The 23,725-nt window shown below is 76.5% G+C and carries 28 protein-coding genes and 1 pseudogene; 19 read left to right on the top strand and 10 right to left on the bottom strand.

Annotated features, from left to right (window positions below):
• Positions 1–37 precede the first annotated feature (37 nt).
• Positions 38–775, top strand: a complete 738-nt coding sequence (locus tag IE98_RS0132100) for a DUF1295 domain-containing protein (RefSeq protein WP_078661482.1) — start codon at positions 38–40, stop codon at positions 773–775.
• 96 nt (positions 776–871) lie between these two features.
• On the opposite strand, the gene IE98_RS0132095 is transcribed toward IE98_RS0132100, so the two are convergent.
• Complete coding sequence (locus IE98_RS0132095) at positions 872–1,165, bottom strand: hypothetical protein (RefSeq protein ID WP_030275109.1); 294 nt, start codon at positions 1,163–1,165, stop codon at positions 872–874.
• A 166-nt stretch (positions 1,166–1,331) separates the two neighbouring features.
• Here IE98_RS0132095 and IE98_RS0132090 point away from each other — a divergent pair, with 166 nt between their 5' ends.
• Together IE98_RS0132090 and IE98_RS0132085 are read left to right on the top strand one after the other, a co-directional pair.
• Positions 1,332–2,342 (top strand): MerR family transcriptional regulator, encoded by a 1,011-nt coding sequence (locus IE98_RS0132090; RefSeq protein WP_063749048.1) that lies wholly within the window; start codon positions 1,332–1,334, stop codon positions 2,340–2,342.
• Positions 2,343–2,462: 120 nt separating this feature from the next.
• Positions 2,463–2,765: pseudogene (locus tag IE98_RS0132085) on the top strand (cryptochrome/photolyase family protein); the annotation flags it as partial.
• Here IE98_RS0132085 and IE98_RS0132080 read toward each other — a convergent pair.
• Positions 2,707–3,990: an NAD(P)/FAD-dependent oxidoreductase gene (locus tag IE98_RS0132080; RefSeq protein ID WP_052391252.1), complete on the bottom strand. Its 1,284-nt coding sequence runs from the start codon at positions 3,988–3,990 to the stop codon at positions 2,707–2,709. The pseudogene IE98_RS0132085 and the gene IE98_RS0132080 overlap by 59 nt on opposite strands.
• Positions 3,991–4,060: 70 nt before the next feature.
• Between IE98_RS0132080 and IE98_RS0132075 the strand changes: the two genes are divergently transcribed.
• Together IE98_RS0132075 and IE98_RS0132070 are read left to right on the top strand one after the other, a co-directional pair.
• The gene (locus tag IE98_RS0132075; protein ID WP_043175616.1) at positions 4,061–4,465 is read left to right on the top strand and encodes a hypothetical protein; all 405 of its coding nucleotides are present in this window, start codon (positions 4,061–4,063) and stop codon (positions 4,463–4,465) included.
• Positions 4,466–5,054: 589 nt separating this feature from the next.
• The gene (locus IE98_RS0132070; RefSeq protein WP_234443756.1) at positions 5,055–5,942 is read left to right on the top strand and encodes an RNA polymerase sigma factor SigF; all 888 of its coding nucleotides are present in this window, start codon (positions 5,055–5,057) and stop codon (positions 5,940–5,942) included.
• A gap of 163 nt (positions 5,943–6,105) precedes the next feature.
• On the opposite strand, the gene IE98_RS49620 is transcribed toward IE98_RS0132070, so the two are convergent.
• On the bottom strand, positions 6,106–6,549 hold the full coding sequence (locus IE98_RS49620; RefSeq protein WP_052391250.1) for an SsgA family sporulation/cell division regulator: 444 nt from the start codon (positions 6,547–6,549) through the stop codon (positions 6,106–6,108).
• Between the two features lie 253 nt (positions 6,550–6,802).
• Between IE98_RS49620 and IE98_RS48460 the strand changes: the two genes are divergently transcribed.
• The 3 genes from IE98_RS48460 to IE98_RS0132050 all read left to right on the top strand — a co-directional run bounded on the left by IE98_RS48460 (position 6,803) and on the right by IE98_RS0132050 (position 9,101).
• Entirely contained in the window at positions 6,803–7,477 is a 675-nt protein-coding gene (locus IE98_RS48460; RefSeq protein WP_030275097.1) for a hypothetical protein, read from the top strand.
• A gap of 110 nt (positions 7,478–7,587) precedes the next feature.
• Positions 7,588–8,013 carry a hypothetical protein gene (locus tag IE98_RS45305; RefSeq protein WP_052391249.1) on the top strand — a complete coding sequence of 142 codons (426 nt, stop codon included), beginning with the start codon at positions 7,588–7,590 and terminating at the stop codon, positions 8,011–8,013.
• A 62-nt stretch (positions 8,014–8,075) separates the two neighbouring features.
• Positions 8,076–9,101: a mechanosensitive ion channel family protein gene (locus tag IE98_RS0132050; RefSeq protein WP_030275093.1), complete on the top strand. Its 1,026-nt coding sequence runs from the start codon at positions 8,076–8,078 to the stop codon at positions 9,099–9,101.
• 18 nt (positions 9,102–9,119) lie between these two features.
• On the opposite strand, the gene IE98_RS51325 is transcribed toward IE98_RS0132050, so the two are convergent.
• Positions 9,120–9,554 (bottom strand): SRPBCC family protein, encoded by a 435-nt coding sequence (locus IE98_RS51325; protein WP_030275091.1) that lies wholly within the window; start codon positions 9,552–9,554, stop codon positions 9,120–9,122.
• Between the two features lie 194 nt (positions 9,555–9,748).
• On the opposite strand from IE98_RS51325, the gene IE98_RS0132040 reads away from it, so the two are divergent.
• The 8 genes from IE98_RS0132040 to IE98_RS0132005 all read left to right on the top strand — a co-directional run bounded on the left by IE98_RS0132040 (position 9,749) and on the right by IE98_RS0132005 (position 12,950).
• Positions 9,749–9,973 carry a DUF6458 family protein gene (locus IE98_RS0132040; protein WP_030275090.1) on the top strand — a complete coding sequence of 75 codons (225 nt, stop codon included), beginning with the start codon at positions 9,749–9,751 and terminating at the stop codon, positions 9,971–9,973.
• Positions 9,974–9,996: 23 nt separating this feature from the next.
• The gene (locus IE98_RS0132035; protein ID WP_052391248.1) at positions 9,997–10,317 is read left to right on the top strand and encodes a WhiB family transcriptional regulator; all 321 of its coding nucleotides are present in this window, start codon (positions 9,997–9,999) and stop codon (positions 10,315–10,317) included.
• 132 nt (positions 10,318–10,449) lie between these two features.
• Positions 10,450–10,710: a GlsB/YeaQ/YmgE family stress response membrane protein gene (locus IE98_RS0132030; RefSeq protein ID WP_030275087.1), complete on the top strand. Its 261-nt coding sequence runs from the start codon at positions 10,450–10,452 to the stop codon at positions 10,708–10,710.
• 38 nt (positions 10,711–10,748) lie between these two features.
• Complete coding sequence (locus IE98_RS0132025) at positions 10,749–11,093, top strand: PRC-barrel domain-containing protein (RefSeq protein ID WP_030275083.1); 345 nt, start codon at positions 10,749–10,751, stop codon at positions 11,091–11,093.
• Between the two features lie 165 nt (positions 11,094–11,258).
• Entirely contained in the window at positions 11,259–11,654 is a 396-nt protein-coding gene (locus IE98_RS0132020) for an STAS domain-containing protein (RefSeq protein ID WP_030275081.1), read from the top strand.
• A gap of 82 nt (positions 11,655–11,736) precedes the next feature.
• Complete coding sequence (locus IE98_RS0132015) at positions 11,737–12,165, top strand: ATP-binding protein (protein WP_052391247.1); 429 nt, start codon at positions 11,737–11,739, stop codon at positions 12,163–12,165.
• A gap of 92 nt (positions 12,166–12,257) precedes the next feature.
• The gene (locus IE98_RS0132010; RefSeq protein ID WP_030275076.1) at positions 12,258–12,674 is read left to right on the top strand and encodes an SsgA family sporulation/cell division regulator; all 417 of its coding nucleotides are present in this window, start codon (positions 12,258–12,260) and stop codon (positions 12,672–12,674) included.
• A 102-nt stretch (positions 12,675–12,776) separates the two neighbouring features.
• Positions 12,777–12,950: a CsbD family protein gene (locus tag IE98_RS0132005; RefSeq protein ID WP_030275074.1), complete on the top strand. Its 174-nt coding sequence runs from the start codon at positions 12,777–12,779 to the stop codon at positions 12,948–12,950.
• Positions 12,951–13,001: 51 nt separating this feature from the next.
• Here the strand turns inward: IE98_RS0132005 and IE98_RS0132000 are convergent, their stop codons facing one another.
• Positions 13,002–13,481: a DUF427 domain-containing protein gene (locus IE98_RS0132000; RefSeq protein ID WP_030275072.1), complete on the bottom strand. Its 480-nt coding sequence runs from the start codon at positions 13,479–13,481 to the stop codon at positions 13,002–13,004.
• Between the two features lie 191 nt (positions 13,482–13,672).
• On the opposite strand from IE98_RS0132000, the gene IE98_RS0131995 reads away from it, so the two are divergent.
• Together IE98_RS0131995 and IE98_RS0131990 are read left to right on the top strand one after the other, a co-directional pair.
• Positions 13,673–14,548, top strand: a complete 876-nt coding sequence (locus tag IE98_RS0131995; protein ID WP_052391266.1) for an oxygenase MpaB family protein — start codon at positions 13,673–13,675, stop codon at positions 14,546–14,548.
• A 133-nt stretch (positions 14,549–14,681) separates the two neighbouring features.
• Positions 14,682–15,695 carry a LuxR C-terminal-related transcriptional regulator gene (locus tag IE98_RS0131990; RefSeq protein WP_078661470.1) on the top strand — a complete coding sequence of 338 codons (1,014 nt, stop codon included), beginning with the start codon at positions 14,682–14,684 and terminating at the stop codon, positions 15,693–15,695.
• A gap of 248 nt (positions 15,696–15,943) precedes the next feature.
• Here IE98_RS0131990 and IE98_RS0131985 read toward each other — a convergent pair whose 3' ends face one another.
• On the bottom strand, positions 15,944–16,339 hold the full coding sequence (locus IE98_RS0131985; protein ID WP_030275066.1) for a cupin domain-containing protein: 396 nt from the start codon (positions 16,337–16,339) through the stop codon (positions 15,944–15,946).
• Between the two features lie 52 nt (positions 16,340–16,391).
• Between IE98_RS0131985 and IE98_RS0131980 the strand changes: the two genes are divergently transcribed.
• Positions 16,392–17,384 carry a GlxA family transcriptional regulator gene (locus tag IE98_RS0131980; RefSeq protein ID WP_030275064.1) on the top strand — a complete coding sequence of 331 codons (993 nt, stop codon included), beginning with the start codon at positions 16,392–16,394 and terminating at the stop codon, positions 17,382–17,384.
• A 562-nt stretch (positions 17,385–17,946) separates the two neighbouring features.
• On the opposite strand, the gene IE98_RS0131975 is transcribed toward IE98_RS0131980, so the two are convergent.
• Genes IE98_RS0131975 through IE98_RS52080 form a run of 4 tightly spaced genes read right to left on the bottom strand, consistent with a single transcriptional unit; the run spans position 17,947 to position 23,697 of the window.
• Entirely contained in the window at positions 17,947–19,125 is a 1,179-nt protein-coding gene (locus IE98_RS0131975; RefSeq protein WP_052391246.1) for a cytochrome P450, read from the bottom strand.
• A gap of 26 nt (positions 19,126–19,151) precedes the next feature.
• The gene (locus IE98_RS0131970; RefSeq protein WP_078661469.1) at positions 19,152–19,745 is read right to left on the bottom strand and encodes a GAF domain-containing protein; all 594 of its coding nucleotides are present in this window, start codon (positions 19,743–19,745) and stop codon (positions 19,152–19,154) included.
• A complete protein-coding gene (locus tag IE98_RS0131965; protein WP_052391245.1) occupies positions 19,742–20,587 on the bottom strand; it encodes a S8 family peptidase in 846 nt (281 codons plus the stop codon). Before IE98_RS0131965 ends, IE98_RS0131970 begins: the two co-directional genes overlap by 4 nt.
• Complete coding sequence (locus IE98_RS52080) at positions 20,584–23,697, bottom strand: adenylate/guanylate cyclase domain-containing protein (protein ID WP_030275056.1); 3,114 nt, start codon at positions 23,695–23,697, stop codon at positions 20,584–20,586. The genes IE98_RS0131965 and IE98_RS52080 overlap by 4 nt, the downstream gene beginning before the upstream one ends.
• Positions 23,698–23,725: the final 28 nt, after the last annotated feature.

The following is a 23,725-nucleotide window of genomic DNA, read 5'->3' as shown; positions in this document are numbered from 1 at the left end:
CAACCTCGCGGCCACGGCCGGGGCCGCGCTCGCCGTGATGCTGGCCGCGCTCGCCGTCGGACTGCGCACCGGCCGGCACCGCGGCGTGGACGTCGCCTGGGGCCTCGCCTTCACCGCCGTCGCGCTCACCGGGTACGGGCTCTCGGCCGGGTACGGCGACGACGGGCGGCGGCTCCTCGCCACCCTGCTCACCGCGGTCTGGGGCGTGCGGCTCGCCGCGCACATCGCCCGGCGGGCCCGCGGCACGGGGGAGGACCCGCGGTACGCCCGGATGCTCGCCCGCCGCCCGCCCGGCCGGGCCCGCACGCTGTACGCCGTGCGCCTGGTCTACCTGCTGCAGGCCGTCCTGGTCTGGTTCGTCTCGCTGCCGGTGCAGGCCGCCCAGTACCTGCCCGGCGGGCCCGGCCCGCTCGCCTGGGCGGGCACCGCGCTCTGGGCGGTCGGGCTGTTCTTCGAGGCGGTCGGCGACCGGCAGTTGAGCCGCTTCAAGGCCGACCCGGCCAACCGCGGCCGGGTGATGGACCGCGGCCTGTGGCGCTACACCCGGCACCCCAACTACTTCGGCGACGCCTGCGTCTGGTGGGGGCTCTTCCTGCTCGCCGCGGACGCCCCGATCGGCTGGGCCTTCGTCGGCAGCCCGCTGCTGATGACCTGGCTGCTGGCCTTCGGCAGCGGAAAGCCGATGCTGGAGCGCCAGATGGGTGCGGACAAGCCCGGCTGGGCCGAGTACGCGGCACGGACCAGCGGCTTCGTGCCGCTGCCGCCCCGCCGCTGAGCAGGCCACCGGGCCGGACACGGGTCCGGGCCGGGCACGGTTCCGGGCGGGCGCCTCGGCGCCCGCCCGGCCTTTCGGCAACCGAACAGAAACGAGTCATCCGAATCCGGAGCCGGAACCCGCCGGGTGCCGGCACGCGGCCGCCGAGCCCCGGTCGGCCGGTGCGGCGGGCAGGGCTGCCGCCGGAGGTGCGGCAGCGTCCCGCGGGGCGGGTCCGGCGGCCACCGCGGACGCCGGGACGACCGCGTCGCGCACTCGCAGGCCCGGCACCGGCGCACCCGCCGTGCCGCGCACGCGGCGCAGCCTGCGGTCGAGCCCCGGATCGCCGAGGCGGGTCGCCCGTTCGGGGTCGGCGAGGACGGATCGCGGAGTCGGGGCGGCGGCTGCCATGGCGATCGACCTCCTTCCACACCGGGCCCGGAGCCCGGTCCCCTCCACCGTGGAACGGCCGCAGCCGCCCGGCAGGTCGCACCGCCTGTGCACCGTTCGGGGCGGGACCGGCGCGCGGCGGCGTGTCCGGTGCGCGCCGGCAGGCCGGCGGGCGTACCGTGCCGGGGTGGAGATCCCCACCGACCTGACGGCGAGCCTCGCCGAGGCCAGCATCACCACGGGGGGAGTGGCCCGCCGACTCGGCGTCTCGCCCACCACCGTCCGCTCCTGGGAGCGCCGCTACGGCATCGGCCCCTCGGGCCACGAGGCCGGCCGGCACCGCCGCTGGCGCCCGCAGGACGTCGCCGTGCTGGAGGCGATGTGCCGCCTCACCGCGCACGGCGTGCCGCCCGCGGAGGCCGCCCGGCTGGCCCTGGCCGGCGCCCTCGTCCGGGTTCCGCAGGGCCGGGCCGAGGCCCGTGCCGCCGGCGGGCCCGGCGAGGCCCGCGAGCCCGGAGAGCCCCGTGAGTCGGGCGGCAGCCGGGCGCTGCCGCTGGGCACCGTCCGGCCGGAGTGCCGCGGTCTCGGCCGGGCCGCCGTCCGCCTCGACGCCCCCGTGGTGGAGCGGATGCTCGACCGGGTGGTCGCCGACCTCGGCGTGGTGACCGCCTGGGACGAGGTGATGATGCCCGCCCTGCGGGCCGTCGGCCGCAAGTGGGCGGTGGAGGGCGAGCGCTACGTCGAGGTGGAGCACCTGCTCTCCTGGCACGTCTCCGGCGCCCTGCGGAAGGTCACCCGGTGCGTCGACCCGGCCGCGCCGACGGCGCCGGTGCTGCTCGCCGGCATGCCGGGGGAGCTGCACTCGCTGGCCCTGGAGGCGGCCGCCGCCGGGCTGTCCGAACGGGGCGTGCCGTACCGGATGTTCGGGCCCGCCGTGCCGACGGCCGCGCTGGTCGAGGCCGTGCGGCGGATCGGCCCCTCGGCGGCGCTGCTCTGGTCGCAGTGCCGCAGCACCGCGGACCCGCGGCTCGCCCAGCTGGCCGCCGCCACCGCCTGGGGTCCGCGCGGTGCCCGGGCGCGGCCCGCGGTGCTGCTCGGCGGCCCTGGCTGGGCCGGGGTCGGCCGCATCGCCGGCACCGTCCGGCCCCGCCGCCTCCCCGAGGGGCTGGCCCAGCTGGAGGCGCTGGCCGCGGCCTGACGCCGCGTCGGAGCGCCCGTGACCGGGGAGGGGCCGAACGGGGCCGGGCCAGATGCCCGGTGCGGCGGCGAAGCGGGCGGCCAGGGCGGCGCGCCCGGGGTGTCGTCGATCAGCCGGTGGAACGTCGTCGGCATGTCCCAGTACGCCGACGGCGGCCGGATCACCACCAAGCCGTACGCGGCGGGCGGCGCCTACCTGCACCGGACGGGCGACCACTGCGGACCCTGCCGCTACCGGCCCACCGGGCGGATCGGCGAGCGGGCCTGCCCGTTCACCACCGGCCACTGGGCCTTCGTCCACCGCCACCGGGACGTGCTCGCCGCCAACCACCGCACCGCGCGGGCCGCGGCCGGACTCGACCGGCTCAGCGGCCTGCCCGAACTGCTCGCCGCCGAACGCGACCGGGGAGCGGACCCGCCCTGACCACGGTCGCCGCGTCCGCCAGCACCTCGCGGGCGGCCCGCGCGCCGGAGGCCAGCGCCCCCTGCACCGACCCGGTCGTCCGGTGGTCCCCGCAGACGAACCGGCCGCCGCCCAGCGCCGCCGGCCGGGTCAGCGGGTGCGGCGCCGGCATCGCGGGCAGCGCGTAAGGGATCCGACGGTCCGCCAGGTGCTCCCAGCCGGCGGTGTCCACCCGGTACAGCTCGGCCAGCCGGGCCCGCACCTGCGGCTCCCAGGCCGCCGCCCCCAGCACCGAGGTCGCCACCAGCGCCCGCCCGTCGCCCGAGCACCCCGGCACCACCTCGGACAGCACCACGCTGTTCAGCACCAGGCCGTCGGTGTCCACCAGCAGCGTCGGCTCGGCCAGCGGCGGGACCGGCGCCGCGTGGTACACCGTGGTCACCGGACGCCCGGGCGGCACCGGCAGCCCGGGCAGCAGCCGCGCCGCCTCCGGTGCCTCGGCCGCCACCACCACCCGCCCGGCCGGCACCTCCGTGCCGTCCGCGAGCAGCACCCCGGCCTCCGTGAGCTCCGCCACCGGCGACTCCAGCGCCACCGTGCCCGGCGGCAGTCCGGCCGCCAGCTGCGCCGGCACCGCGCCGATCCCGGCCTCCGGCAGGCAGAGCGTGCCGCGCAGCAGGCTCCGCCACACCAGGTGGAAGAACCGGCCCGAGGTCTCCAGGCCGTCCTCCAGGAACACCCCGGCGAGGAACGGCCGCAGCACCGCGTCCACGGTCTCCGGCGAGACACCCGCCGAGGCCAGCGCCGCCCGGGCGGGCACGTCCCGGCCGTGCCGCAGCACGGCGGCCGGCAGCACCATGTCCCGGGCGCTCAGCAGCCCGAGCGCCACCAGGTCCCGGAAGGGGGCGAGCCGGCCCGGCAGCAGGTCGCCGGCCAGGTCCGGCCGCCGCGTCGGATCGGCGAACCGGTACCGCCCGCGGCCGCCCGCCAGGACGAAGCCCGGCGTGAACGGGTGCAGCCGCAGCGCCCGCAGGTCGAGCCGCCGGCGCACCTGCGGGTACGAGGTGTTGAACACCTGGAAACCGCGGTCCACCCGGAACCCGCCGACCAGATCGGTCCGCATCCGCCCGCCCACGCCGTCCGAGGCCTCCAGGACGGTCACCTCCAGCCCGGCCGCCACCAGGTCCCGGGCGCACGCCAGCCCCGCGAGTCCGGCACCGACCACCACCACGTCCGGCGAAGCCACCTCACCGCCTCCTCTCCGTTCGGCCGCGCACCCCGTGCACGGCAGCCCGACCCCGGGTACGGATGCACCTGTGAACCGCACCCTGCTCCGCCTCACCGGCGCGGCCACCGCCGTCTACGGCCTGGCCGTCACCCGCCGCCCCGCCCTGCTCGCCCGGCCCTCCGGCCTCGCCGGTCCGGACGGCACCGTCCCCGCGCCGGTCGCCGCCTGCATCTCCCCGCTGGGCCTGCGCGACGCGGCCTGCGGCCTGGCGATGCTGCTCGCCCCGGACGACCGCAGCCTGCGCACCGCCGCCCTGCTGCGGATCGCCGCCGACCTCGGCGACGCCGCACTGCTGTCCGGACTCGTCCCCGGCGTCACCCCGCTGCCCACCGCACGGCACCGGGCGGGCGCACTGGTGGTCTCGCTCGGCTGGGGCGCCCTCTCCGTCGCCGGCCTGCTGCGGCCCGACCGGGAGCCCGAGCCGCTGCCCTGAGCCGACCGGCCGGGGGTCTGCCGCGGTGCTGCCGACCGCTGCGCGAACGCTGCGGGTGGACCGGGCCGGGGGGCCGGAGGAGCGTGGGACGGGTGCAGGCGGGCCCGCCGGAACGTGAAGCGGCAGCGGCCGGCGGGCCGGTCCGACGGTGGATGCACGGGCCCGGGCAGCGGATGCCCCGGGCCCGTTCCGTGCGCCCGCGGCACCCTCCGGCTGCGGTCGGTGTGCCATCGGCCCCTCCCGTGCGGTGCGGCGGTCTCGTGCGGTGCGGCGGCGTACGGTCGTCGGCGGGGCCGAGGACGGGCCCGGGTCGGCGAGGCGGCGGCCCGGCGACCGGCGACCGGCGGGCCGCCGCCGCCCGCCGGACCCTGCGGCGAGTCTTTAGTCGGGCCGTCACGGCTGCCAGGTGCATCGCTTGCGCACCGCTCCCCGCCGCGGCCGGACCCGGCCGGAGGAGTGGGCGAACGGCACCGCTCGTGAAGGGCCGGTGAAGGCTTCCGGCCCCTTCCGTGGAGGATCGGCATCCCGAGGACTGCGTCCCGGAACCCCGGGCATGCGAGCCGCCGACGCACCCACGGAAGGAATGGCCATGGCAGTGATGAGTGAAGGGTCGACCCTCGCACCTGGAGCGACCGCCGAAGGCGCGAGCTCCGCGGGCTTCGCGGTGCCGGCTCCGGCGCCGGTGCAGCGCGTGGTCGACGACCCCTCGACGGTGGCCCCGGCCGACGCCAAGGTCCTCTCCTCGGCCCTGTTCGCCCGGCTGCGGACCCTGGAGGAGGGCACCGCCGAGTACTCGTACGTCCGCGGCACCCTGGTCGAGCTGAACCTCTCCCTCGTCCGGTACGTCGCCCGGCGGTTCCGGCAGAGCGGCGAGCCGATGGACGACATCGTCCAGGTCGGCACCGTCGGCCTGATCAAGGCGATCGACCGGTTCGACCCGGACCGCGGCGTGGAGTTCGTGACCCTGGCGGTGCCGACGATCGTCGGCGAGATCAAGCGGTTCTTCCGGGACGCCACCTGGGCCGTCCACGTCCCGCGCCGCCTCCAGGAGCTGCGGCTGGCCCTCGCCAAGTCGAGCGACCTGCTGGAGCAGTCGCTGGGCCGCCCGGCCACCGTCGCGGAGCTCGCCACCCACCTGGAGATCACCGAGGACGAGGTGGTCGAGGGCATGATCGCGCGCAACGCCCACACCGCCGGCTCCCTCGACCTCGGCAGCGACGACGAGGACGGCGACGGCTCGCTGCTCCGGCGGCTCGGCAGGCACGACCCCGGACTCGAGAAGGTCGAGAACCTGGAGGCGCTCAAGCCGCTGGTCGCCGCACTCACCGAGCGGGACCGGGCGATCCTGCACATGCGGTTCGTCGAGGAGTTCACCCAGGCCGAGATCGGGGCCCGGCTCGGCGTCTCCCAGATGCAGGTCTCGCGGCTGCTGGCGCGGATCCTCAACCGCCTCCGCGAAGGCATGATCGTCGGATAGGCGGGGGCAACACCAGGGGCGCGGGGAACTGCGCAATCCGGATACGGCTCGTCGTGCAGATCGGCGCTCGGCCCTGATCGTCGTGACGGCCGCCCCCGGACTGCGCAGTTCCCCAGCCTTCGGCCGGGAGGCGCCCCTGCGGGGAATCCGGGGGCTGCGCCGGTCAGACGATGCGGCGGAGGAATTCCTCGGGGGTCTGCGGCCAGTCGACGAAGGCGGACTCGCGGCCCGCGGGCACGGCACGGTAGGTGCGGTCCAGGAAGGCGCCGAGCTCCGCCGCACCCAGCCGCACGTCCGCGCCGCTGCCCGGGCAGCGCCACTGCAGCAGCACCCCGCCCTCCTCGTCCGGCCGGACGTGCAGGTCGCCGGCGCCGGTGCTGCCGTAGCGGCCCTCGGCCAGCAGGTCGCGGCCGACCGTCCACTGCGGGCCGTCGTCGACCGCGCCGCCGTCCTCGACGGCCAGCGTCTCCGACAGCCGGGCCGGCCCGGGGAAGCACAGCGCGACGGCGTACGGGTCGTCGGTGCGGTACCGCAGCACCACGCGCACCCGCCGCGGCCGGGTCCCGCATATCCGCGCCGTCGTGTGCCGTTCGATCGTCTCCACCATGCTGCGTCCCTCCGCTCCTGTGATCCGGGCCGGTGCCCGCCGGAGGGCGACTGCCCCGCCGCCGGGCGTCCATGCGGGGCGGGAGCGGCGGATCCCGGCCGATTCCGCGCCGGAGCCCGGCGGAGCGGCCGACGGTCCGTCACCGGGGCGGCTGCACAGGGGGGTTTGCCCGCGCCGGGAGCGGTGAGGCGGTACCGCCGAAGCCCGTCCGGACGCCACCTCGGGCCCGGACCCCACCGGAAGGAGAGAGCCCATGTCCACCGTGGCCGTCCTCCTCGTGGTCCTGCTCTGCGCCGCCGCGGCCGCCGCGGCGCCGCTCGTCCTGCAGCGCCTGCGCACGCGCCGGCTGCGGACGAGGTTCGGACCCGAGTACGAACGTGCGCTGCGCAGCCACGGCGGCGACGTCCGCCGCACCGACCGCGAACTCGCCGACCGGCTCGCGCTCCGCCGCGGCCTGCGGCTGACCGGCCTCCCCGAGGCCGAGCGCGAGCGGTTCACCACCGCGATCAGGGGATTCCAGGTGCTCTTCGTCGAGGACCCGCCGCGGGCGGCCGCCGAGGCGGACCGGACCCTGCAGTCCCTGCTGGACCGGGTCGGCTACCCGGCCTCCGGCCGGATCGAGGCGCTGTCCGTCGACCACGCGCGGCGCATCGCCGCGTACCGGACGGCCCGGGAGACCCTCGGCCGCGCCGACGGCGCCGGCGCCGACACCGAGGAGCTGCGGAGCGCCCTGCTGGCGATCCGCGGCCTCACCCTGGAGGTCCTCGGCCGCGAGCACCCGGCCCCCGCCGAACGGCCCGCCGCAGCACCCCGGCCGGCCCCGGCGAAGACGCTCGGCACCGGGACGCCGGACGCCGAGCGGCCGGCACCCGCCACCGGCGCGCCGGCGCCGGAGCGGGCGCTCGGCCGACGGGCCGTCAACTCCTGACCGGCCCGCCGCCGCCCGTCCGGACGCCGCGCCCGACCGCCCGTGCGGCCGCGCCGCGGAACCGGACGGGCGGCGCGCCCGATCCACCCACCACCTCTGCGAGGAACGACATGACCGAGGACCGACCGCACGACACCGCACACCACCGGCCGGACGCCCCCGCCGGCCGGGTGCCCTTCCCCCGGCAGCCCGACGCCTCGTCACCGCGGGCGGAGGTCGCCGGGGCCGACCTGCCCGAGCCGTCGCCGGCCGGCGACGGCTTCGGCCGCTGGCTCGACCGGCAGCAGGTGGCGACGGTCTCCGCCGAGTGGGAGGCCGTGCAGGCGGGGTTCGTCGACGACCCGGCGGACGCCGTGCGGCGCGCCGACGCGCTCGTCGCCCGGGCTGCCGACCTGGTCGCCGAGGCCGTCCGCCGGCGCCGCGAGGGCCTGCACACCGAGCCGGGCACGCCGGCCGCCCCGGACGCCGGGACGGAGGAGCTGCGGCTCGCCCTGCGCGACTACCGCGGGGTCCTGGACCGCCTGCTGGCCTCCTGACCCCGACCGTCCCGGCCCCGCGGGCCGGCCGGACCCGCAGCCACAGACACCTACGGAGGACCATGTCCGTGTGGACCGCCCTGAGGCCCGCCGCGGTCGCCGCGGCCGCACTGCTCGCGATCCTGCTGCTGGACCGGGTGGTGCTGGCGGTGGCGAGACGTCCGGCGGCGGCCCGCCACCGCCACGTGATGCTGCCGTGCCGGGTGCCCGGACTGCTGACCCTGGGCGCCCTGCTGCTGCTCGCGGCCGAACCGGCCGCGGGCCTCCCGGAGGCCGTCCGCGGGCCGCTGCGGCACGGCCTGGTGCTGCTCGCCCTGGCGGCCGGCGCCTGGCTGCTGGCCCGCGTGGTCGCCCTGCTGATCGACACCTCGCTCGCCCGGTACGCCACCGAGCGGCGTGACCCGGCGCGGATACGGCGGGTCCGCACCCAGACCGGCATGCTGCGCCGGCTGGCCAGCGCCGGCATCGCCGTGCTCGCCCTGGCGGCGGCGCTGATGACCTTCCCGGCCGTCCGCTCGGTCGGCGCCAGCCTGCTCGCCTCCGCCGGCATCCTCGGCCTGGTGGTCGGCGTGGCGGCGCAGAACACGCTGGCCAACCTGTTCGCCGGGGTGCAGCTGGCGTTCGGCGACATGGTGCGGCTCGGCGACGAGGTCGTCGTCGCGGGGGACTGGGGGACGGTCGAGGAGATCACCCTCACCTGCGTGGTCATCGCCACCTGGGACGAGCGGCGGATCGTCATGCCGGTGTCCTACTTCGTCGGCCGGCCCTTCGAGAACTGGTCGCGCCGGGACCCGGCGATCACCGGGACGGCACTGCTCCACCTCGACCACCGCACGCCGGTGCCGGAGCTGCGCGCCGAGTTCGAGCGGCTGCTCAAGGAGAGCGAGTGGTGGGACGGCCGGGGCGCCGCCCTGCAGGTCGTCGACACCACGCCGACCACCATCGTGGTGCGCGCCCTGATGACCGCCCGCAGCGCCGCCGACGCCTTCGAACTCCGCTGCTGGGTCAGGGAACGGCTGATCGGCCACCTGCGCGAGCAGTACCCGGAGGCACTGCCGCGGGTGGCCGTCGACCCCGCGCGCGGCTGACCGCGGCGGGGCCCGCTCCTACTGCGGCTGCCGGGCGGCCTGCGCCTCGGTGAACTCCTTGAAACCGGCCAGGCCGTCCAGCACCCGGCGGTGGGCGAAGCCGAGCGCGGCCGCCAGGCGGTCCGCCGGCCGGGCCGGCCGGACGTCCAGTTGCAGCATCACCGTCGTCCGCCGGCCGTCCACCCGGTGGAAGGTCACCACACCGCTCTGCCGCAGGTCGCCCGCGACGGACGCCCAGGCGATCCGCTCGTCCTCGATCCGCTCGGTCACCCGGGCGTCGAACTCCCGTATCGCGCCGCCGGTGCGGACCGTCCAGCGGGTGAGTCCGGAACCGGCCCGCTCGACCCGGAGCACGCCCCGGAAGAACAGCGGGAAGTCCTCGACCCTCGTCCACTGGCGGTACGCCACCGGCACCGGGACCTCCACCCGGACGGACTGTTCGACCCGTGCCATGTTCGCCACCTCCGCATCGCGCCCGCGGTCACCGGTCGGTGACCGTCCGTCAGGCCTTCTGTCCCCGCCGCGCCGGGACATGCCCCCTCCGGCAGCGAATTGCGACCGGCCCCGGGTGACGGCGGCGAGCGGGGGTAGACGCGCCCCGGCCCGCCGCCCCGGCGGACCGCGGCAGCGACGACGGAGGAGAACCCATGGGCATCGGCGGATGCATCATCCTGTTCGCGATCGGGGCGATTCTCGCCTTCGCGGTGGACTGGCACCTCTCGGGTGTCGACCTCGACACCGTCGGCTGGGTGCTGATGGCGGCCGGCCTGCTCGGCGTCGTCGTGTACGCCAGCGCACTGCGCCGGCGCCGGCCGCTCGGCCGCCCCGTCGACGAGGTCGTCGAGGAGCGCCGCTACTACGAGGGGCCGTGACCGCCCCGGGGAGAGGAGCACCGATGGACACGGAGGACCGCCGGGGCCGGCGGTACACCGGAGGCTGGGCCTGGCAGCGCCGCGCGGCCTGCCGGGGCAAGGACGCCGCACTGTTCTTCCACCCGGCCGGCGAGCGCGGCGAGCGCAGCCAGGAACGGGAGGACGCGGCCAAGCGGGTCTGCACCCGCTGCCCGGTCCGCGGCCAGTGCCTGGAGTACGCGCTGGCCGCCGACGAGCGGTACGGCATCTGGGGCGGGCTGACCGAGGACGAGCGCCGCGTCCTGCCGGCCCGGGCCCGGCGCCGCGGCCGTTCGGCCACCGCCGGGCCGCCCCGCCGGACCTGAGCCCCGGGGCGGCGGATCCGGGGGAATGGAGCCGCCGGAAGGGGGCAGACGACCCCCGTCGCCGGACGGACCGGCCCCAGCAGGGGGCGGCGGCCGGGGACGCGAGAGACGGACGAAGGGAGGGGTTCGGCGATGACGATCCTCTGGGCACTGGTCGCCGGCCTGGTGGTCGGCCTGCTGGCGAGACTGGTCCTGCCGGGCCGTCAGCCCGTACCGCTGTGGCTGACGGTCCTGCTCGGCGCGATCGGCGCCGTCCTGGGCAACGCACTGGCCTCGTACCTGGGGGTGCGGAACACCGGCGGCATCGACTGGATACGGCACCTGCTGCAGGTGGGCGTGGCTGCCGTGCTGATCGCCGCGGCGTCCCCGGTGTACGCCGGGCGCCGGCGCTGAGTCCGACCGAGCGGAACCGACCGAGCGAGGAGAAGACGATGAGCGAGCAGCTGTGGAACCACCACCCCGACAACGGCAACACCGCGGACCGGGACATCATCGGCTACACGGTGCAGGCCACCGACGGGAAGATCGGCAAGGTCGACCGGCACTCCGTGGAGGTCGACGCCGCCTACCTGGTCGTCGACACCGGCCCGTGGATCTTCGGCCGGCAGGTGCTGCTGCCGGCCGGCACCGTCCTGCGGATCGACCACGAGGAGCGGGCCGTCCTGGTGGGCCGGTCGAAGGACGAGATCAAGGGCGCGCCGGAGTTCGTCAGCGAGCACGACGTGCCCGCCGACTACCTGGACTCCCTCGGCACCTACTACCGCCCGATGATCTGACCGATCGTCGGGAGCCGGGAACGGAGCCGGGGGATCCCCCGGGTTCCGCCCGGCCGGCACCGGGTACGGTGCCAGGGGTGGACGGCCCGGGCCGACCACCCGGCAGCGAAGAAGTGACGGACCGGCGGCCGCACCGCGGACGGCCGCCAGCGGAGGGCACGGGACATGGGCAGCGGTGAGCTGGGTACGGGGCCGACGACCGGCCGGGCCGAGGAGGCCGGGACGCCGATGCGCACCGCCTCCGGTCCGGACGGGGCGGTGGTCTGCTCCCTGGCCGGGGACCTCGACCTGGACGGACTCGCCGAGGTGGAGGAGCCGCTGCGCGGGCTGGTGGCCGCCACCGCGCCCGGCCTGCTCTGCCTGGACCTCTCCGCGGTGGGGTTCTGCGACTCGACGGGCCTCAACCTCCTGCTCCGGCTCCGGCTGGACGCCGAGGAGTCGGGGGTCTCGCTCGTCCTGGCGCAGCCCGGCCCGCAGCTGAGCCGGCTGTTCGAACTGACCGGCACCGGCGCGGTGTTCCGGGTCTTCGAGACGGTGGGGGAGGCGTGCGCGGCCGGGTGAGGACGACCCCCGGCCGCCCGGGCGGGCGGGCCGCGGCCGAGGGCGTCCCAGGGAAGTGCCGGAAATCCATCAGGGTGAGGACATGAGCAGCAGTTCGCACACCGCCGACGGGCCCGTTCTGGGCCAGCGCCGCCGGTACGCCTTCGGACCCGCCGGGCAGGTCCGGCTCGGCCGGGAGTTCGCCGCCAAGGTGCTCCTGGACTGGGGCCTGGCCTGCGACGAGCTGCTGGACGAGGACGTCCGGCTGATCGTGTCGGAGCTGGTCTCCAACGCCTGCCTGCACGGCGGCGGCCCGAGCGAGCTGGTGCTCGTCCTGTCGGACCGCTCGGTGCGGATCGAGGTGCTGGACACCGGCGACGGGGTGCCCGAGCCGCGCAGCCCGCACCGCTCGTCCCGCCCGGGCGGGCACGGTCTGCACATCGTCGGCCGGCTGAGCACCGCCTGGGGCGTGCTGCGGGCCCCGGGCGTCAAGGCGGTCTGGGCCGAGGTGGCGCTGCCCGAGAGCCCCTGAGAGCGCAGGCCGGTCCGGCTCCGCGGGTGCATGGCCGGACCGATCGGGGGCAGACGGCCGCCGACCGCTTCGGACCTCCCAGGGAGTCGACCGTGATCATCGCGCAGGCCGGTGCTGCCTCCATCCCCGCCCCCGTCCCCGGAGTCGTGCCGCTCGTACTGCGCTACGACTCCGACGACCCGTTCGCGGTGGTGCTGGACTTCCCCGACCCGCCGGCCGGCGGCGAGATGTCCGGCGGCGAACCGCTCAGCTGGTACGTCTCCCGGGAGCTGCTCATCGCCGGCCTCGCCGGCCCGGCCGGGGACGGCGACTTCCGGCTGGTGCCGGTGGACGGCGGGCTCACCCAGCTGGAGTTCCACAACCGGCACGGCGTCGCCCTCGTCCAGGTCGCCACCGACGAGCTCCGCGGCTTCCTCGCCGACACCGCCGAGGTGGTGCGGCCCGGAGACGAGCACCGGAACGTGCACTGGCCGGACACCGTCGAGGCGTTCCTGCGCGCGACGGATTGACCGCGGCCAGGGCGGAGCGGCCGGCGCATGGAACGGCGGGAACGGGGCAGACGCCGTCCGTGACCGCCGGTGGAACGCCCGCCGGCTCCGAAGGGAGTGGTCATGAGCGGCAAGAACAAGGTCGAGAACATGGCCCAGAAGGCCAAGGGCAAGGCGACGGAGACGGCCGGCAAGGCCGTCGGCAACGAGCGCATGACCGCGAAGGGCAAGATCGACCAGGCCGCCGCCGACGCCAAGCAGGCGGGCGAGAAGGCCAAGGACGCGCTCAAGCACTGACCCGTCCGACCTCGGAACCCGGGCGGGGGCGCCGGACACCGGCGCCCCCGCTCACCAGTTCCCCGACCCGGCCCCGCCCTTGAACGGCCCACGGACGGCAGAGGTGATCCAGCCGCCGTAGAAGCCGCCCTCCTGCGGGCGGACCTCCTCGCCGTCGACCGTGCAGCGGTCCACCCGCGCCGGGTAGAACGCCAGGTGGTCGCGGATCGCCCCGAAGCCGGGGGAGGGCTCCGGGTAGCTCCAGGCGGCGTTCTCGCTGCGCACGCCGTCGACGACGAGGTCCCAGTAGACGGCCGCGCCCTTCCACTCGCACCAGCTGCGCAGCCGCGTCGGCACCAGCACCCCGGGCGCCACCGCCGCCGGAGGCAGGTAGAACACCGGCGGATGGCTGGTCTCCAGCACCCGCAGCGCGTCCCCGGTGTCGGCCACCAGCAGGCCCTGGAACTCCACGGTCACCCGGCGGCCCGCGCGCTCCACCCGCGGTGGACGCGGGTAGTCCCACACCGACTCCGTACCGTCCTCACCGGACATCGCAGCCTCCTCGTGCCGCCGTGCCGGACCGGCGCCGCAGCGCCCGGACCGGGCTCCCGGACCATTCGGAGCGGCCCCTCGGACCGGATGGGTGCCGGCATCCGGACCGGACGGGTGGCGGCCCCGCCGCCGGGCGCGCGGTTGCCGGCCGGCGCCGGCGGGCAGGCTCCCGAGGACGGGAGGTGTTCCGGATGTCCCCCACCCGGCCGGCCGACGGGCCGCGCATACCGGCCGAGGGCCTGTTCGGCCCGGACTCCGTCACCTGGCGGGTGCACGCCGACCCGGCGATGCTGCTGGGCGGCCTGCGGGCCCTGCTGCTGCAGGCGCTGCACCCACTGGCGATGGCCGGGGTCTCCCAGCACTCCGCGTTCCGCGAGGACCCCTGGGGCAGACTCGACCGCACCGCCGCCTTCATCGGCGCCGTGACCTACGGAACCGGCGAGGACGCCCGCGAGGCGGTGGAACGGGTGCGCCGGGTGCACCGGCACGTCCGCGGCACCGACCCCGCCACCGGCCGCGCCTACCGGGCGGACGACCCGGCGCTGCTGGTCTGGGTGCACGCCAGCGAGGTGGGCTCCTTCCTCGACGTCGTCCGCCGGGCCGGGCTGCCGCTGACCGCCGCCGAGGCCGACGCGTACCTGCGCGAGCAGAGCGCGGTCGCCCGGCTGGTCGGGGTGCCCGCCGGGACGGCGGTGCCGGACTCGGCCGCGGCGCTGCGCCGCTACTTCGCCGAGGTGCGGCCCGAACTGTGCGTGACCCCGGCCGCCCGGGAGGCCGTCCGGTTCGCCTTCCTGCCGCCGCTGCACGGAAGTGCGCTGCTCGCCGTCCCCGCGTGGTCCGGGCTGGTCGGCCTGGCCTTCGCGATGCTGCCGGCCTGGGCGCGCCGGATGTACGGCCTGCCGGGCTGGTGGATCACCGACCGGACGGCCGGGCTGGAGGCGCGGGCGCTGCGGTCGGCCGCGTTCCACCTGCCGCGCAGCTGGTGGGAGGGCCCGTACCTGGTGGCGGCCCGGGAGCGGCTGGGGCTTCCGGCGGCGGCGCCCGGTGCGCGCCGGGTGGGCGTCTGACGGTCCTACCGGCGGTGGCCGCACCGTGCGGAATGTGGAGTTCTCCTGAATGTCATGTGCCGGTCCTACTATATGACTCCATGTCATGTGCATCGACGTACCGCCGGCACGGCGCACGGGTGGGGAGCTGAGGATGGGACACTTCGGGCCACCGGCCGCCACGACCGCCCTGCCCGGCCTGGACGACACCGATGTACGGGTCTTCCAGTGGGCCGCCCGGCACGGCGACCTCGACCCGGCGGCCGCCGCCGCCGAACTCGGCCTCGACCCCGCCGAGGTCGAGGTCTCCGCCGCCGTCCTCACCCGGCTCCACCTGCTGCGCCCGCTGCCCGGGCCCGACGGCGCCCGCCCGCAACTGGTCGCCGTCCCGCCGGACCTCGCCGTGGCCAGCCTGGTCGCCCCCGCCGAGGCCGAACTGCGCCGACAACTCGCCGACGCCGAACGCGTCCGCGCCGAACTCGCCGCCCTCGGCCCGCTCTACGCCCAGAACGCCGGCCGGCCCACCGCCGGCGGGGCCCTCGACGAGGTCCTCGAACTCGCCGCCGTGATCGACATCATCGGCCGGCTCACCGAGCAGTGCCGCACCGAGGTGCTCACCTGCCAGCCCGGCGGCCCGCGCGCACCCCACCTGCTGGAACAGGCCTACGCCCGGGACCTCGCGATGATCCGCCGCGGCGTCCGGATGCGCACCCTCTACCAGCACACCTCCCGACGGCACGCCCCCACCCAGGAGTACGTCCGGCGGATCACCGGGGCCGGTGCCGAAGTGCGCACCCTCACCGCCCTGTTCGGCCGGATGATCGCATTCGACCGGGACGTCGTGATCATCCCGCACCACGAGGCCTACGACGGCGCGGTGATCGTCCGCGACCCCTCCGCCGTCGCCTACCTCTGCGCCGTCTTCGACCACTCCTGGACCCTCGCCGACCCCTACGCACCCTCCTGCGCGGGCGACTCCTCGCTCGGCGAGATCAAGGAGGCGATCGTCCGGCTGCTCGCCGAGGGCATGAAGGACGAGATGATCGCACGCCGCCTCGGCATGTCGCTGCGCACCTGCCGCAAGCACATCGCCGAGATCATGGATGCGCTGGGCGCCGCCAGCCGCTTCCAGGCCGGCTACCTCACCCGCGCCCCGCAACCCGAGTGAGACCACCAGGGGCGCGTGGGCATCTCCAGGCCGAAGGCTGGGGGAGAACTGCGCAATTCGGATGCGGGCCACCGGACGGACCGGGGCCGCGGCAGATGGATCGGCTCGGCGGCAGCGGCCGGGGCCCGTTCGGTCCGGACGCGGCCGAGGACTGAGCCCCGCGCCGCTCTCGCCGGGCAGTCGGTGAACGCAACCGACCCGGCGACAGGCTGACGCCATGGGCGCCGGCGGGCCCGAAGCCTGTCGGGTCAGGTGCTGAGTGCATGTCCGGTTGTTGAGTCGACGTGCTCTGGGATCTCGTCGTGGCGATCGCCCACGGTCGGTGTCCCGGTGGGCTCGAACATGAGGATTGCGGCGCCGGACGGGGCATGCGGCTTGTGCTCCGTACCTCGGGGGACGGTGAAGACCGCCCCTTGGGAGAGCAGGACCGTGCGCTCCCCATCGGGCTCGCGCAGGGAGATGTGCAGCTCGCCGTCGAGTACCAGGAAGAACTCGTCGGTGTCGTCGTGCACGTGCCAGACGTGTTCGCCCTCGACCTTGGCGATACGAACGTCGTAGTCGTTGACGCGCGTGACGATGCGGGGGCTCCACAAGGCGTCGAAGGAGGCCAGAGCCTTGCTGAGGGTGATGGGTTCGCTGCTCATGGGCTCATCCTGAGCCGTTTCGCTCGACCGCCGTGAGTGCTAGGAATTGCGCATGTCGAAAGAATCCTCGCACGCAGCCCACGCGGCGGGCCCACACCGGGTGGTCGTGATCGTGGACGAGAACTCGAACCCGTTCGAGCTCGGCTGCGCGACCGAGGTCTTCGGGTTGCGCAGACCGGAGATCGGCCGTGATCTCTACGACTTCAAGCTCTGTTCCCCTGAGCCCCGCACCCTGATGCGAGACGGATTCTTCACGCTCACGGGAGTCGCCGACTTGGAAGCGGCCGACGCTGCGGACACCTTGATCGTCCCCAACCGCCCGGACACCGAGGTGCCCCGCCGTCCCGCCGTGCTCGATGCCGTCCGGCGCGCGCACGCCCGCGGTGCGCGCCTGGTCGGCTTTTGCAGCGGTGCCTTCACACTGGCCGAGGCCGGAGTCCTCGATGGGCGCCGGGCCACCGCGCACTGGCAGTGGGCGGATTCCTTCCGCGCCCGTTTCCCCTCTGTCCGGCTCGAAGCGGACGTGCTGTTCGTGGATGACGGTGACATCCTCACCGCGGCAGGAAGTTCAGCTGCGCTCGATCTCGGGCTGCATGTGGTCCGCCGCGACCACGGTGCGGAGGTCGCCAACTCTGTGAGCCGGCGGTTGGTCTTCGCGGCGCACCGGGATGGTGGGCAGCGGCAGTTCGTGGAGCGCCCCATGCCCGACCTGCCGGACGAGTCCTTGGCGCCTGTTCTGGTCTGGGCCCAGGAGCGGCTGGACTCACCGCTCACCGTGTCCGGCCTTGCGGCGCGTGCGGCGGTCAGCCCGGCGACCCTGCATCGCCGCTTCCGGGCGCAACTGGGCACGACGCCGCTGGCGTGGCTGACGGGGGAACGGCTTGCTCTGGCGTGCCGGTTGATCGAGCGAGGTGAGTCCCACTTCGAGGCGGTCGCGCGACGCAGCGGGCTGGGCACCGCTGCCAATCTGCGCACGCTGATGCGCCGGGAGACCGGCATCACGCCGTCGGCGTACAAGCGCCGGTTCGGTCCGGAGGCGAGTTGAAGGCAGACGTCCTGGTCGGCGGGCTACGTGCGCTTCATCGTCTGCTCCCGCCATGGGCGAGCAGGTTTGTCGGCTTCGAGATCGCCCCGGGAGAGGGCTTGAAGAGCGGCGGAGGCTCTCCGTCTTCTCGCGAGCTGGAGCGTGATCGCGGCGGGGATGCGCCGGCCTGGGTCGGGAGCCTTGTGCAGGTGGTGGCGGTGCGGTCGGAGACGGGGCCGGCGATGGCGAGGTAGGTGTCCGGGAGGGTGTCGCGCCGGTGGGTCCAGCGGGTCGGGCCCTTCCATCGGTTGTGGTCGGCGAGGGCGTGCTCGACGGGAATGCGCTGGGACGAGTGCGTGTGCCGGCCCTGTCCCGTGCCTCGTGGATCTCTGGAGGACAGATCTTGTTCGCCTTCCGCGGTGGGGTGATCGCCTGCCCGGGGTGATCTCGCCGAAGACCCGCCGACGCGAAGCCCGCGAAGTTCCCCGACGGGCCGCTCGCCGTCGTCGACCCGGCGCCGTCCGGGCGCGGCCTGCTCGCGCACCTGGTCGTCAGGGGTGCGCCCATGATCCGAGAACTTGTCCTAGTCGCGGTGCGGGCCGAGGAGGAGGGGCAGGGCCGCCAGGCGGCGGTGGTGGGGGCCGCCGCCCCACTGCAGCTGGTCCGGCGGCACCGCGGCCCGCACGTCGGGTCGGTGGTTGAGCAGGGCGGAGAGGGCCGCGGTGAGCTGCAGGCGGGCCAGTGGGGCGCCCGGGCAGTAGTGCGGGCCGAGGCCGAAGCCGAGCTGGCGGGCCGCGGTCGGCCGGTCCAGCCGCAGGGCGTCCGGGTCGGGGTGGCGGCGCGGGTCCCGGTTGGCGGCGGCGACCGACAGCAGGACGCCGCTGCCCGCCGGCACCACCGTGCCGCCGATCGGCACGTCCGCCAGTGCGGTGCGGGTGGTGGCGAACGGGCCGGGGGTGTCCCAGCGCAGCAGTTCGTCGACGGCGGCGGGCATCAGCGCCGGGTCGGCGGCCAGCCGCGCCAGCTCCGCCGGGTGGGCGAGCAGCGCCAGCACCGCCATCGCGAGCATCTGCACCGTGCTGTCGAAGCCCGCCAGCAGCAGCATCGCGAGCAGGTCCGCGAGTTCGTCCTCGGTGACGTCCGTACGGAGCGACCAGGCGGCGACGATCCGGGAGAAGGCGTCCTCGCCACCGGGACGGGCCAGCCGCTCGGCCGCGCCCGTCCGGACGAAGGCGTCCAGTCGGCGCTGGGCCGCCGGGACGTCCCGGTGCGCGATCAGGTCGTCGACCACGGCCCGCAGCGGCGCCCGGTGGGCCTGCGCCACGCCGAACACCTCGCACAGCACCCGGAAGGCGAACGGCGCCGCGAAGCCCGCCAGGAGGTCGACCGGCCGGTCGGCGGCCAGCGCGGCGAGCTGTTCCCCGGCCGCCCGCTCCACCAGGGGGCGGTACGCCGCGATCCGGGCCGCCGAGAGCGCCGGGGCGGCGAGCCGGCGGATCCGGGTGTGGTCCGGCGGGTCGTAGTCGACCAGCGTCATGTCCAGGGCCCGGCGCGGCCGGCCGGCCGCGGGCGGGGCCGTCCGGGCCAGTGAGAGCCGCGGATCGGTGAAGGCCGCCCGGACGTCCTCCTCGCGGGTGACCACCCAGACGGTGCGGCCCGCCGGGGTGGTCACCCGGGAGACCGGGCAGGACTCGCGGAGCCCGGCCAGCACCCCGTGCGGGTCCGCGGTGAAGCGGCCGCCGAGCGGCGAGTGCGCGGTCATCGCCTCCCCCTTCCGTCCGGGCCCGCTCAGTGCGCGGCGAGCAGGTCGCGGACGGCCTCCAGGGCACGCAGCCCGGCGGCCCGGCCGGCGTCGTCCAGGTCCTGGAGGACCCGGGCGGCCGCGGCCTGCCCGGCGTCGGCGGCCCGGCGCTCCAGCACCGCCGCGAGCGCGGTGGCGGCCTGCCGGGCGAACAGCGCCAGCAGGTCGAGCTCGCCGAGGCTGGCCCGGGCCTGCGGCGCCGGGTCGAGCACCTCCAGCACGCCCAGCACCCCGTCCGGGCCGAGCAGCGGCGCCGCCATCAGCGCGTTCGGCACGTACGCGGTCTTCTCGGCGAGGTCGCGGGCGAACCCGGCGCTCCGCGACAGGTCGTCGACCACCATCGGCTCGCCGGACCCGGCGACCCAGCCGGCGATGCCCCGCCCCGCCGGGAAGCGCATCCCCACCAGGAAGTCCTCGCCCTCGCCGGAGACGGCCTGGAAGACCAGTTCGTCGGCCTCCCGGTCGAGCAGGAAGATCGAGCTGGCGGCGGCGCCGAAGATCGCGCGGGCGGTGTCGACCACCGACTGCAACAGGTCCCGGGCGACCGGGTCGGTCTCGGCGGCGCGGCAGGTTCCGTTCATCGGGCACCCCTGGTGGTGTGGTCGAGGCCGTTGCCGGCGCGGACGTTGGACGCCGCCTGGTACAGCGCGCCCTTGAGCTGGAAGACCGTCAGGTGCGGGTGCTTGGAGAGCACCCGGGCGGCCAGGCCGGCGAGGTACGGCGTGGCGAAGCTGTTGCCGGTGGTGCGGATCGTCGCGCCGCCCAGCCAGGGCACCGTGACGTTCTGCCCCGGCGCGAAGAACTCGACCGGCGGGGCCGGGTTGTAGAGCAGGAGCTCCGGGTCGTCCTCCTGGTGGCTGCCCACCGAGATCACCGAGGAGAACCGCCACGGGAAGCTCTCCACCGGGGTGTTGTGCGCCGAGGCGATGATCGCGGTGCGGTGGAAGTACGCCTCGTCGGCGAGCGCCCGCAGCTCCTCGGTGAACCGCGTCCGGGTCGTGGACAGGCTCAGGTTCACCACGTCGAAGCGCTGCTCGACCGCCCAGCGCAGCCCGGCGAGCAGCACGTCCCCGCTGCCGGAGAACCGCTCGCCGAGCACCCGGACGCTGTACAGCTCGCAGTCCGGCGCGGTGCGGCGGACGATCCCGGCGCAGGCCGTGCCGTGCCCGCAGACGTCCCCGGTGTCGGTCGGCTCGACCCGGATCCCGTCCTCGTCCTTGAGCACCACGAACGAGCCGTCCACCGGCCCGACCATCGGATGGTCGCGTTCGACGCCGCTGTCCACCACGCACACCCGCACCCCGCGGCCGGTCGATCCGCCCCACGCCCACTCGGGCGTCACCTCGGGCCCGTCGGCGGTGATCGGGATGTCCGCCGGACTGCGGCCGCGCAGGCTCCAGGTGAGCGCGGTCGGACTGGTCATCGCTGTTCCTCCTGTGTCGTTCGGGCGGCCGCGGCCCCTTCCGCCAGGGCGGCCACGGCGGCGGCCCCGCGCAGACCCGCGGCGTTCCCCTGGGCGGTGTGCAGGGCCGCCGCCTCGCCCGCGGCGCGGGCCGCCCCGGCCGGATCGCCGAGTGCGAGCGCGGCCCTGGCCTCGTCCAGGGCGGCGGTCGCCCGGACCACCGGCGAGTCAGTCGCCCCGGCCGCCGCCCGGCAGCGGCGCAGCTGCGCGGCGCACTCCTGCGGACGGCCGCGCAGCGCCGCCACCCGGGCGAGGGTGCCGTGCAGATCGGCGGCGTCCGCCGGCGGCAGGCCGTCCTGGTGCCCGCTCAGGGCGTCCTCGGCGGCAGCCGTGTCGCCGCAGTCCAGCAGGGACCGGGCGAGCCCGCGGGCGATCGGGCCGCGCAGGCCCGCCGCCCCCAGCACCCGGCAGGCCCGCTCGGCCTGCCGGAGCTCCTCGACGGCCCGCGCCGGCCGGTCCGCGGCCGCGTGCACCGCGGCCCGGAACACCGGCAGGAAGACCTCCGCCTCCGCGAAGGCGAGCTCCTGCGCCAGGCGCCCGGCCTCCGCCAGGCACGCCTCGGCCTCCGTCCACCGCTCCTGCAGCGCGAGCAGCACGGCCAGCGGACAGTTGAGGGTCAGCCGGACGGTCCGCCGGCCCGCGCCGTGCCGGGCCAGCAGCGCCCGGCAGCGCTCGACGGCCTCCGCCACCGGCACCGGGCCCGTCCACAGCGAGACGCCCACCGCACCGAGCGCGGCGGCCCGCTCCGGTTCGGCGTCCGCCCGCACCGCACCGTCCAGGGCCCGCCGCAGCAGCTGCTCCGCCTCGCCGTGCCGGCCCGCCAACTGCCTTTCCTGGGCGAGCCGCAGGCAGGCCCGGGCGGTACCCAGGTCGTCGTCGGCCGCCTCGAACAGCGGCAGCGCGGCCCGGGCCGCCGCGGCGGCGGCGCGCAGCCCCGGCCCGGGGTCGAGCACGGCCAGGGCCAGGCCGGCGTGCGCGGCGAGCACCGCGTCCCCGGCGGCCGCCGCCTCCTGCAGCAGGGCCCGGCCCTCGTCGGTGCGCCCGCCCGCCAGCCGCACCTCGGCGAGCCGCCAGGCCGCCGCCGCCCGGCCCGCGTCCTGCGGCCGGTACAGGCCGACGGCCCGGTCGAGCAGTTCCTCCGCCCAGCCGAGGTCGGCCCGGCGCAGCGCGGTCGCCCCGGCGGCGGCCAGCCGGTCGGCGGCCCGGGCGCGCAGCGCGTCGGTGCGGGCGTCCAGCAGGCCGAGCTCGGTGCGGTAGCGGTGCGCCAGCGCGAGGTGCCCGCCGACCGCGCCGTCCGGGGCGCCGCGGGCGGCCAGCAGGTCCGCGACCCGCTCGTGCCGTTCGGCGCGGACCCGCTTGGCGGTGCCCCGGTAGGAGACCTCCTGGACGAGGCCGCTGCGGAAGCGGTAGCCGCCGGCCGGTTCGGCCGGTTCCACCAGCCGCCGCCGGTCCAGCCGGTGCAGGGCGGGCAGCACCGGGTCCGGCCCGGCCGGGTCCGCCCGCAGCTCGCCGCCCGGGCCGCTCTCCGGCCCGCCGAGGGCGAGGCCGGTCACCTCCTCCGCGCGGAAGTCCCGGCCGACCACCGAGGCCAGTGCCAGCGTCGTCCGCTCCGGCGGCGCCAGCGCGTCGATCCGGGCGCCGAGCAGCGCCTGCACGGTCGGCGGCAGCCCGCCCGCGCCGTGCCCCTCCGCGGCCATCGCGAGCAGCTGCTCCAGGTGCAGCGGATTGCCCTCCGCGCGCTCCAGCAGCGCCGCACCCGCCTCGGCGCCATGGCCGGCGACCTCGACCAGGCCGGCGGCCAGCCGGGCGCAGTCGACGTCGGACAGCCCGCCGAGCGCGACCGCCGCCGAGCGGCGGGCCCACTCCGGGTCCTGGTCGAGCAGTTCCGGCCGGCCCGGGCAGAGCAGCAGCACGGGCCGCGCCGCGAGGTCGTCGGCGAGCCGGCGCAGCACGGTGCGCAGCAGCGCACCCGCCCAGTGGAAGTCGTCGACGACCAGCACCAGCCCCTCGGCGCCGGCCAGCGAGCCGAGCACGGCGGCCAGTGCGGCGCAGGTCTCCTCCACCGAGGGGTCGGGGGTGCCGTCGCGCAGCAGTCCGGCCTCCAGCAGCCGCACGGACTCGGCGGGGAGCGGGTGTCCGCCGCCGGCGAGCAGCGGCCGGATCGCGTCGGCGAGCGGGGCCAGGCTGCCCCGGTCGCCGTACGGGCGGCAGCGGCCGGCGCCGTGCCGCACCCCGGTGCGGGCCAGCCACTCGCGGACCAGCCGGGTTTTGCCGAGCCCGGCCTCGCCGTGCAGGGTGAGCAGCCCGCCTCCGCCGGTCACCGTGCGGGCCAATGCCCGGTCGAGCAGCAGCAGTTCGTCCTCCCGTCCGACGAACGGGGTGTCGAAGCGGCGGAGCAGCTCCGGGGCGTCGCCGTGCAGGGCCAGCAGCCGGTGCGCGGGGACGGGCTCGGTCTTGCCCTTGAGGGCGAGCGGGCCGGCCGGTTCGGTCAGCGCCGCGTTCGGGCCGATCGCCCGCAGGGTGTCCGGGCCGATCAGGATCTCGCCGGCGGCGGCGTTCTGCTCCAGCCGGGCGGCCACGTTCACCACCTCGCCGGAGACCAGCGCCTGCCGGGCGGAGGCGTCCGTACTGGCCACCGCCTCACCGGTGTTGACGCCGATCCGGACGTTCAGCCGCACCCCGAGGGCGGCAAGCCCGTCGTTCAGACCGGCCAGCGCGTCGACCATGTCGAGCGCGGCGGCGGCCGCCCGGCGGGCGTCGTCCTCGTGCATCACCGGGATGCCGAACACGGCCATCACGGCGTCGCCGATGAACTTCTCGACCCGGCCGCCGTGCGCCTCGATCCGCTCCGTCATCAGCTCGAAGTACCGCAGGGTCACCGAACGCAGCGCCTCCGGGTCGAGCCGGCCGGAGAGCGCGGTGGAGCCGACCAGGTCGCAGAAGAGCACGCTGACCATCCGGCGCTCGTCCGCGCGCACCGGGGGGACGGCCCGCGGGGCGAGCGCGGCCCCGCAGTACGGGCAGAAACGGGCCCCGTCGGGCGGCTCGCCCGCGCAGCTGGGACAGGCCACGACGGCCTCCTCTCCGAAGAAGTGACGG

The sequence above is a fragment of the Streptomyces sp. NRRL B-24484 genome (genome assembly GCF_000717715.1).
Classification (GTDB): Bacteria; Actinomycetota; Actinomycetes; order Streptomycetales; family Streptomycetaceae; genus Kitasatospora.
The sequence above is the reverse complement of the archived record's forward strand: the minus strand, read 5'-3'. Positions and strand labels throughout refer to the sequence as shown.

Excerpts from the sequence above, each read along its gene's own strand:
- IE98_RS0132100 (WP_078661482.1), top strand. The coding sequence starts at position 38 with ATGCTGGCCGCGCTCGCCGTCGGACTGCGCACCGGCCGGCACCGCGGC.
- IE98_RS0132095 (WP_030275109.1), bottom strand. The coding sequence starts at position 1,165 with ATGGCAGCCGCCGCCCCGACTCCGCGATCCGTCCTCGCCGACCCCGAA.
- IE98_RS0132070 (WP_234443756.1), top strand. The coding sequence starts at position 5,055 with ATGGCAGTGATGAGTGAAGGGTCGACCCTCGCACCTGGAGCGACCGCC.
- IE98_RS49620 (WP_052391250.1), bottom strand. The coding sequence starts at position 6,549 with ATGGTGGAGACGATCGAACGGCACACGACGGCGCGGATATGCGGGACC.
- IE98_RS48460 (WP_030275097.1), top strand. The coding sequence starts at position 6,803 with ATGTCCACCGTGGCCGTCCTCCTCGTGGTCCTGCTCTGCGCCGCCGCG.
- IE98_RS45305 (WP_052391249.1), top strand. The coding sequence starts at position 7,588 with ATGACCGAGGACCGACCGCACGACACCGCACACCACCGGCCGGACGCC.
- IE98_RS0132050 (WP_030275093.1), top strand. The coding sequence starts at position 8,076 with ATGTCCGTGTGGACCGCCCTGAGGCCCGCCGCGGTCGCCGCGGCCGCA.
- IE98_RS51325 (WP_030275091.1), bottom strand. The coding sequence starts at position 9,554 with ATGGCACGGGTCGAACAGTCCGTCCGGGTGGAGGTCCCGGTGCCGGTG.
- IE98_RS0132040 (WP_030275090.1), top strand. The coding sequence starts at position 9,749 with ATGGGCATCGGCGGATGCATCATCCTGTTCGCGATCGGGGCGATTCTC.
- IE98_RS0132035 (WP_052391248.1), top strand. The coding sequence starts at position 9,997 with ATGGACACGGAGGACCGCCGGGGCCGGCGGTACACCGGAGGCTGGGCC.
- IE98_RS0132030 (WP_030275087.1), top strand. The coding sequence starts at position 10,450 with ATGACGATCCTCTGGGCACTGGTCGCCGGCCTGGTGGTCGGCCTGCTG.
- IE98_RS0132025 (WP_030275083.1), top strand. The coding sequence starts at position 10,749 with ATGAGCGAGCAGCTGTGGAACCACCACCCCGACAACGGCAACACCGCG.
- IE98_RS0132020 (WP_030275081.1), top strand. The coding sequence starts at position 11,259 with ATGGGCAGCGGTGAGCTGGGTACGGGGCCGACGACCGGCCGGGCCGAG.
- IE98_RS0132015 (WP_052391247.1), top strand. The coding sequence starts at position 11,737 with ATGAGCAGCAGTTCGCACACCGCCGACGGGCCCGTTCTGGGCCAGCGC.
- IE98_RS0132005 (WP_030275074.1), top strand. The coding sequence starts at position 12,777 with ATGAGCGGCAAGAACAAGGTCGAGAACATGGCCCAGAAGGCCAAGGGC.
- IE98_RS0132000 (WP_030275072.1), bottom strand. The coding sequence starts at position 13,481 with ATGTCCGGTGAGGACGGTACGGAGTCGGTGTGGGACTACCCGCGTCCA.
- IE98_RS0131995 (WP_052391266.1), top strand. The coding sequence starts at position 13,673 with ATGTCCCCCACCCGGCCGGCCGACGGGCCGCGCATACCGGCCGAGGGC.
- IE98_RS0131990 (WP_078661470.1), top strand. The coding sequence starts at position 14,682 with ATGGGACACTTCGGGCCACCGGCCGCCACGACCGCCCTGCCCGGCCTG.
- IE98_RS0131985 (WP_030275066.1), bottom strand. The coding sequence starts at position 16,339 with ATGAGCAGCGAACCCATCACCCTCAGCAAGGCTCTGGCCTCCTTCGAC.
- IE98_RS0131980 (WP_030275064.1), top strand. The coding sequence starts at position 16,392 with ATGTCGAAAGAATCCTCGCACGCAGCCCACGCGGCGGGCCCACACCGG.
- IE98_RS0131975 (WP_052391246.1), bottom strand. The coding sequence starts at position 19,125 with ATGACCGCGCACTCGCCGCTCGGCGGCCGCTTCACCGCGGACCCGCAC.
- IE98_RS0131970 (WP_078661469.1), bottom strand. The coding sequence starts at position 19,745 with ATGAACGGAACCTGCCGCGCCGCCGAGACCGACCCGGTCGCCCGGGAC.
- IE98_RS0131965 (WP_052391245.1), bottom strand. The coding sequence starts at position 20,587 with ATGACCAGTCCGACCGCGCTCACCTGGAGCCTGCGCGGCCGCAGTCCG.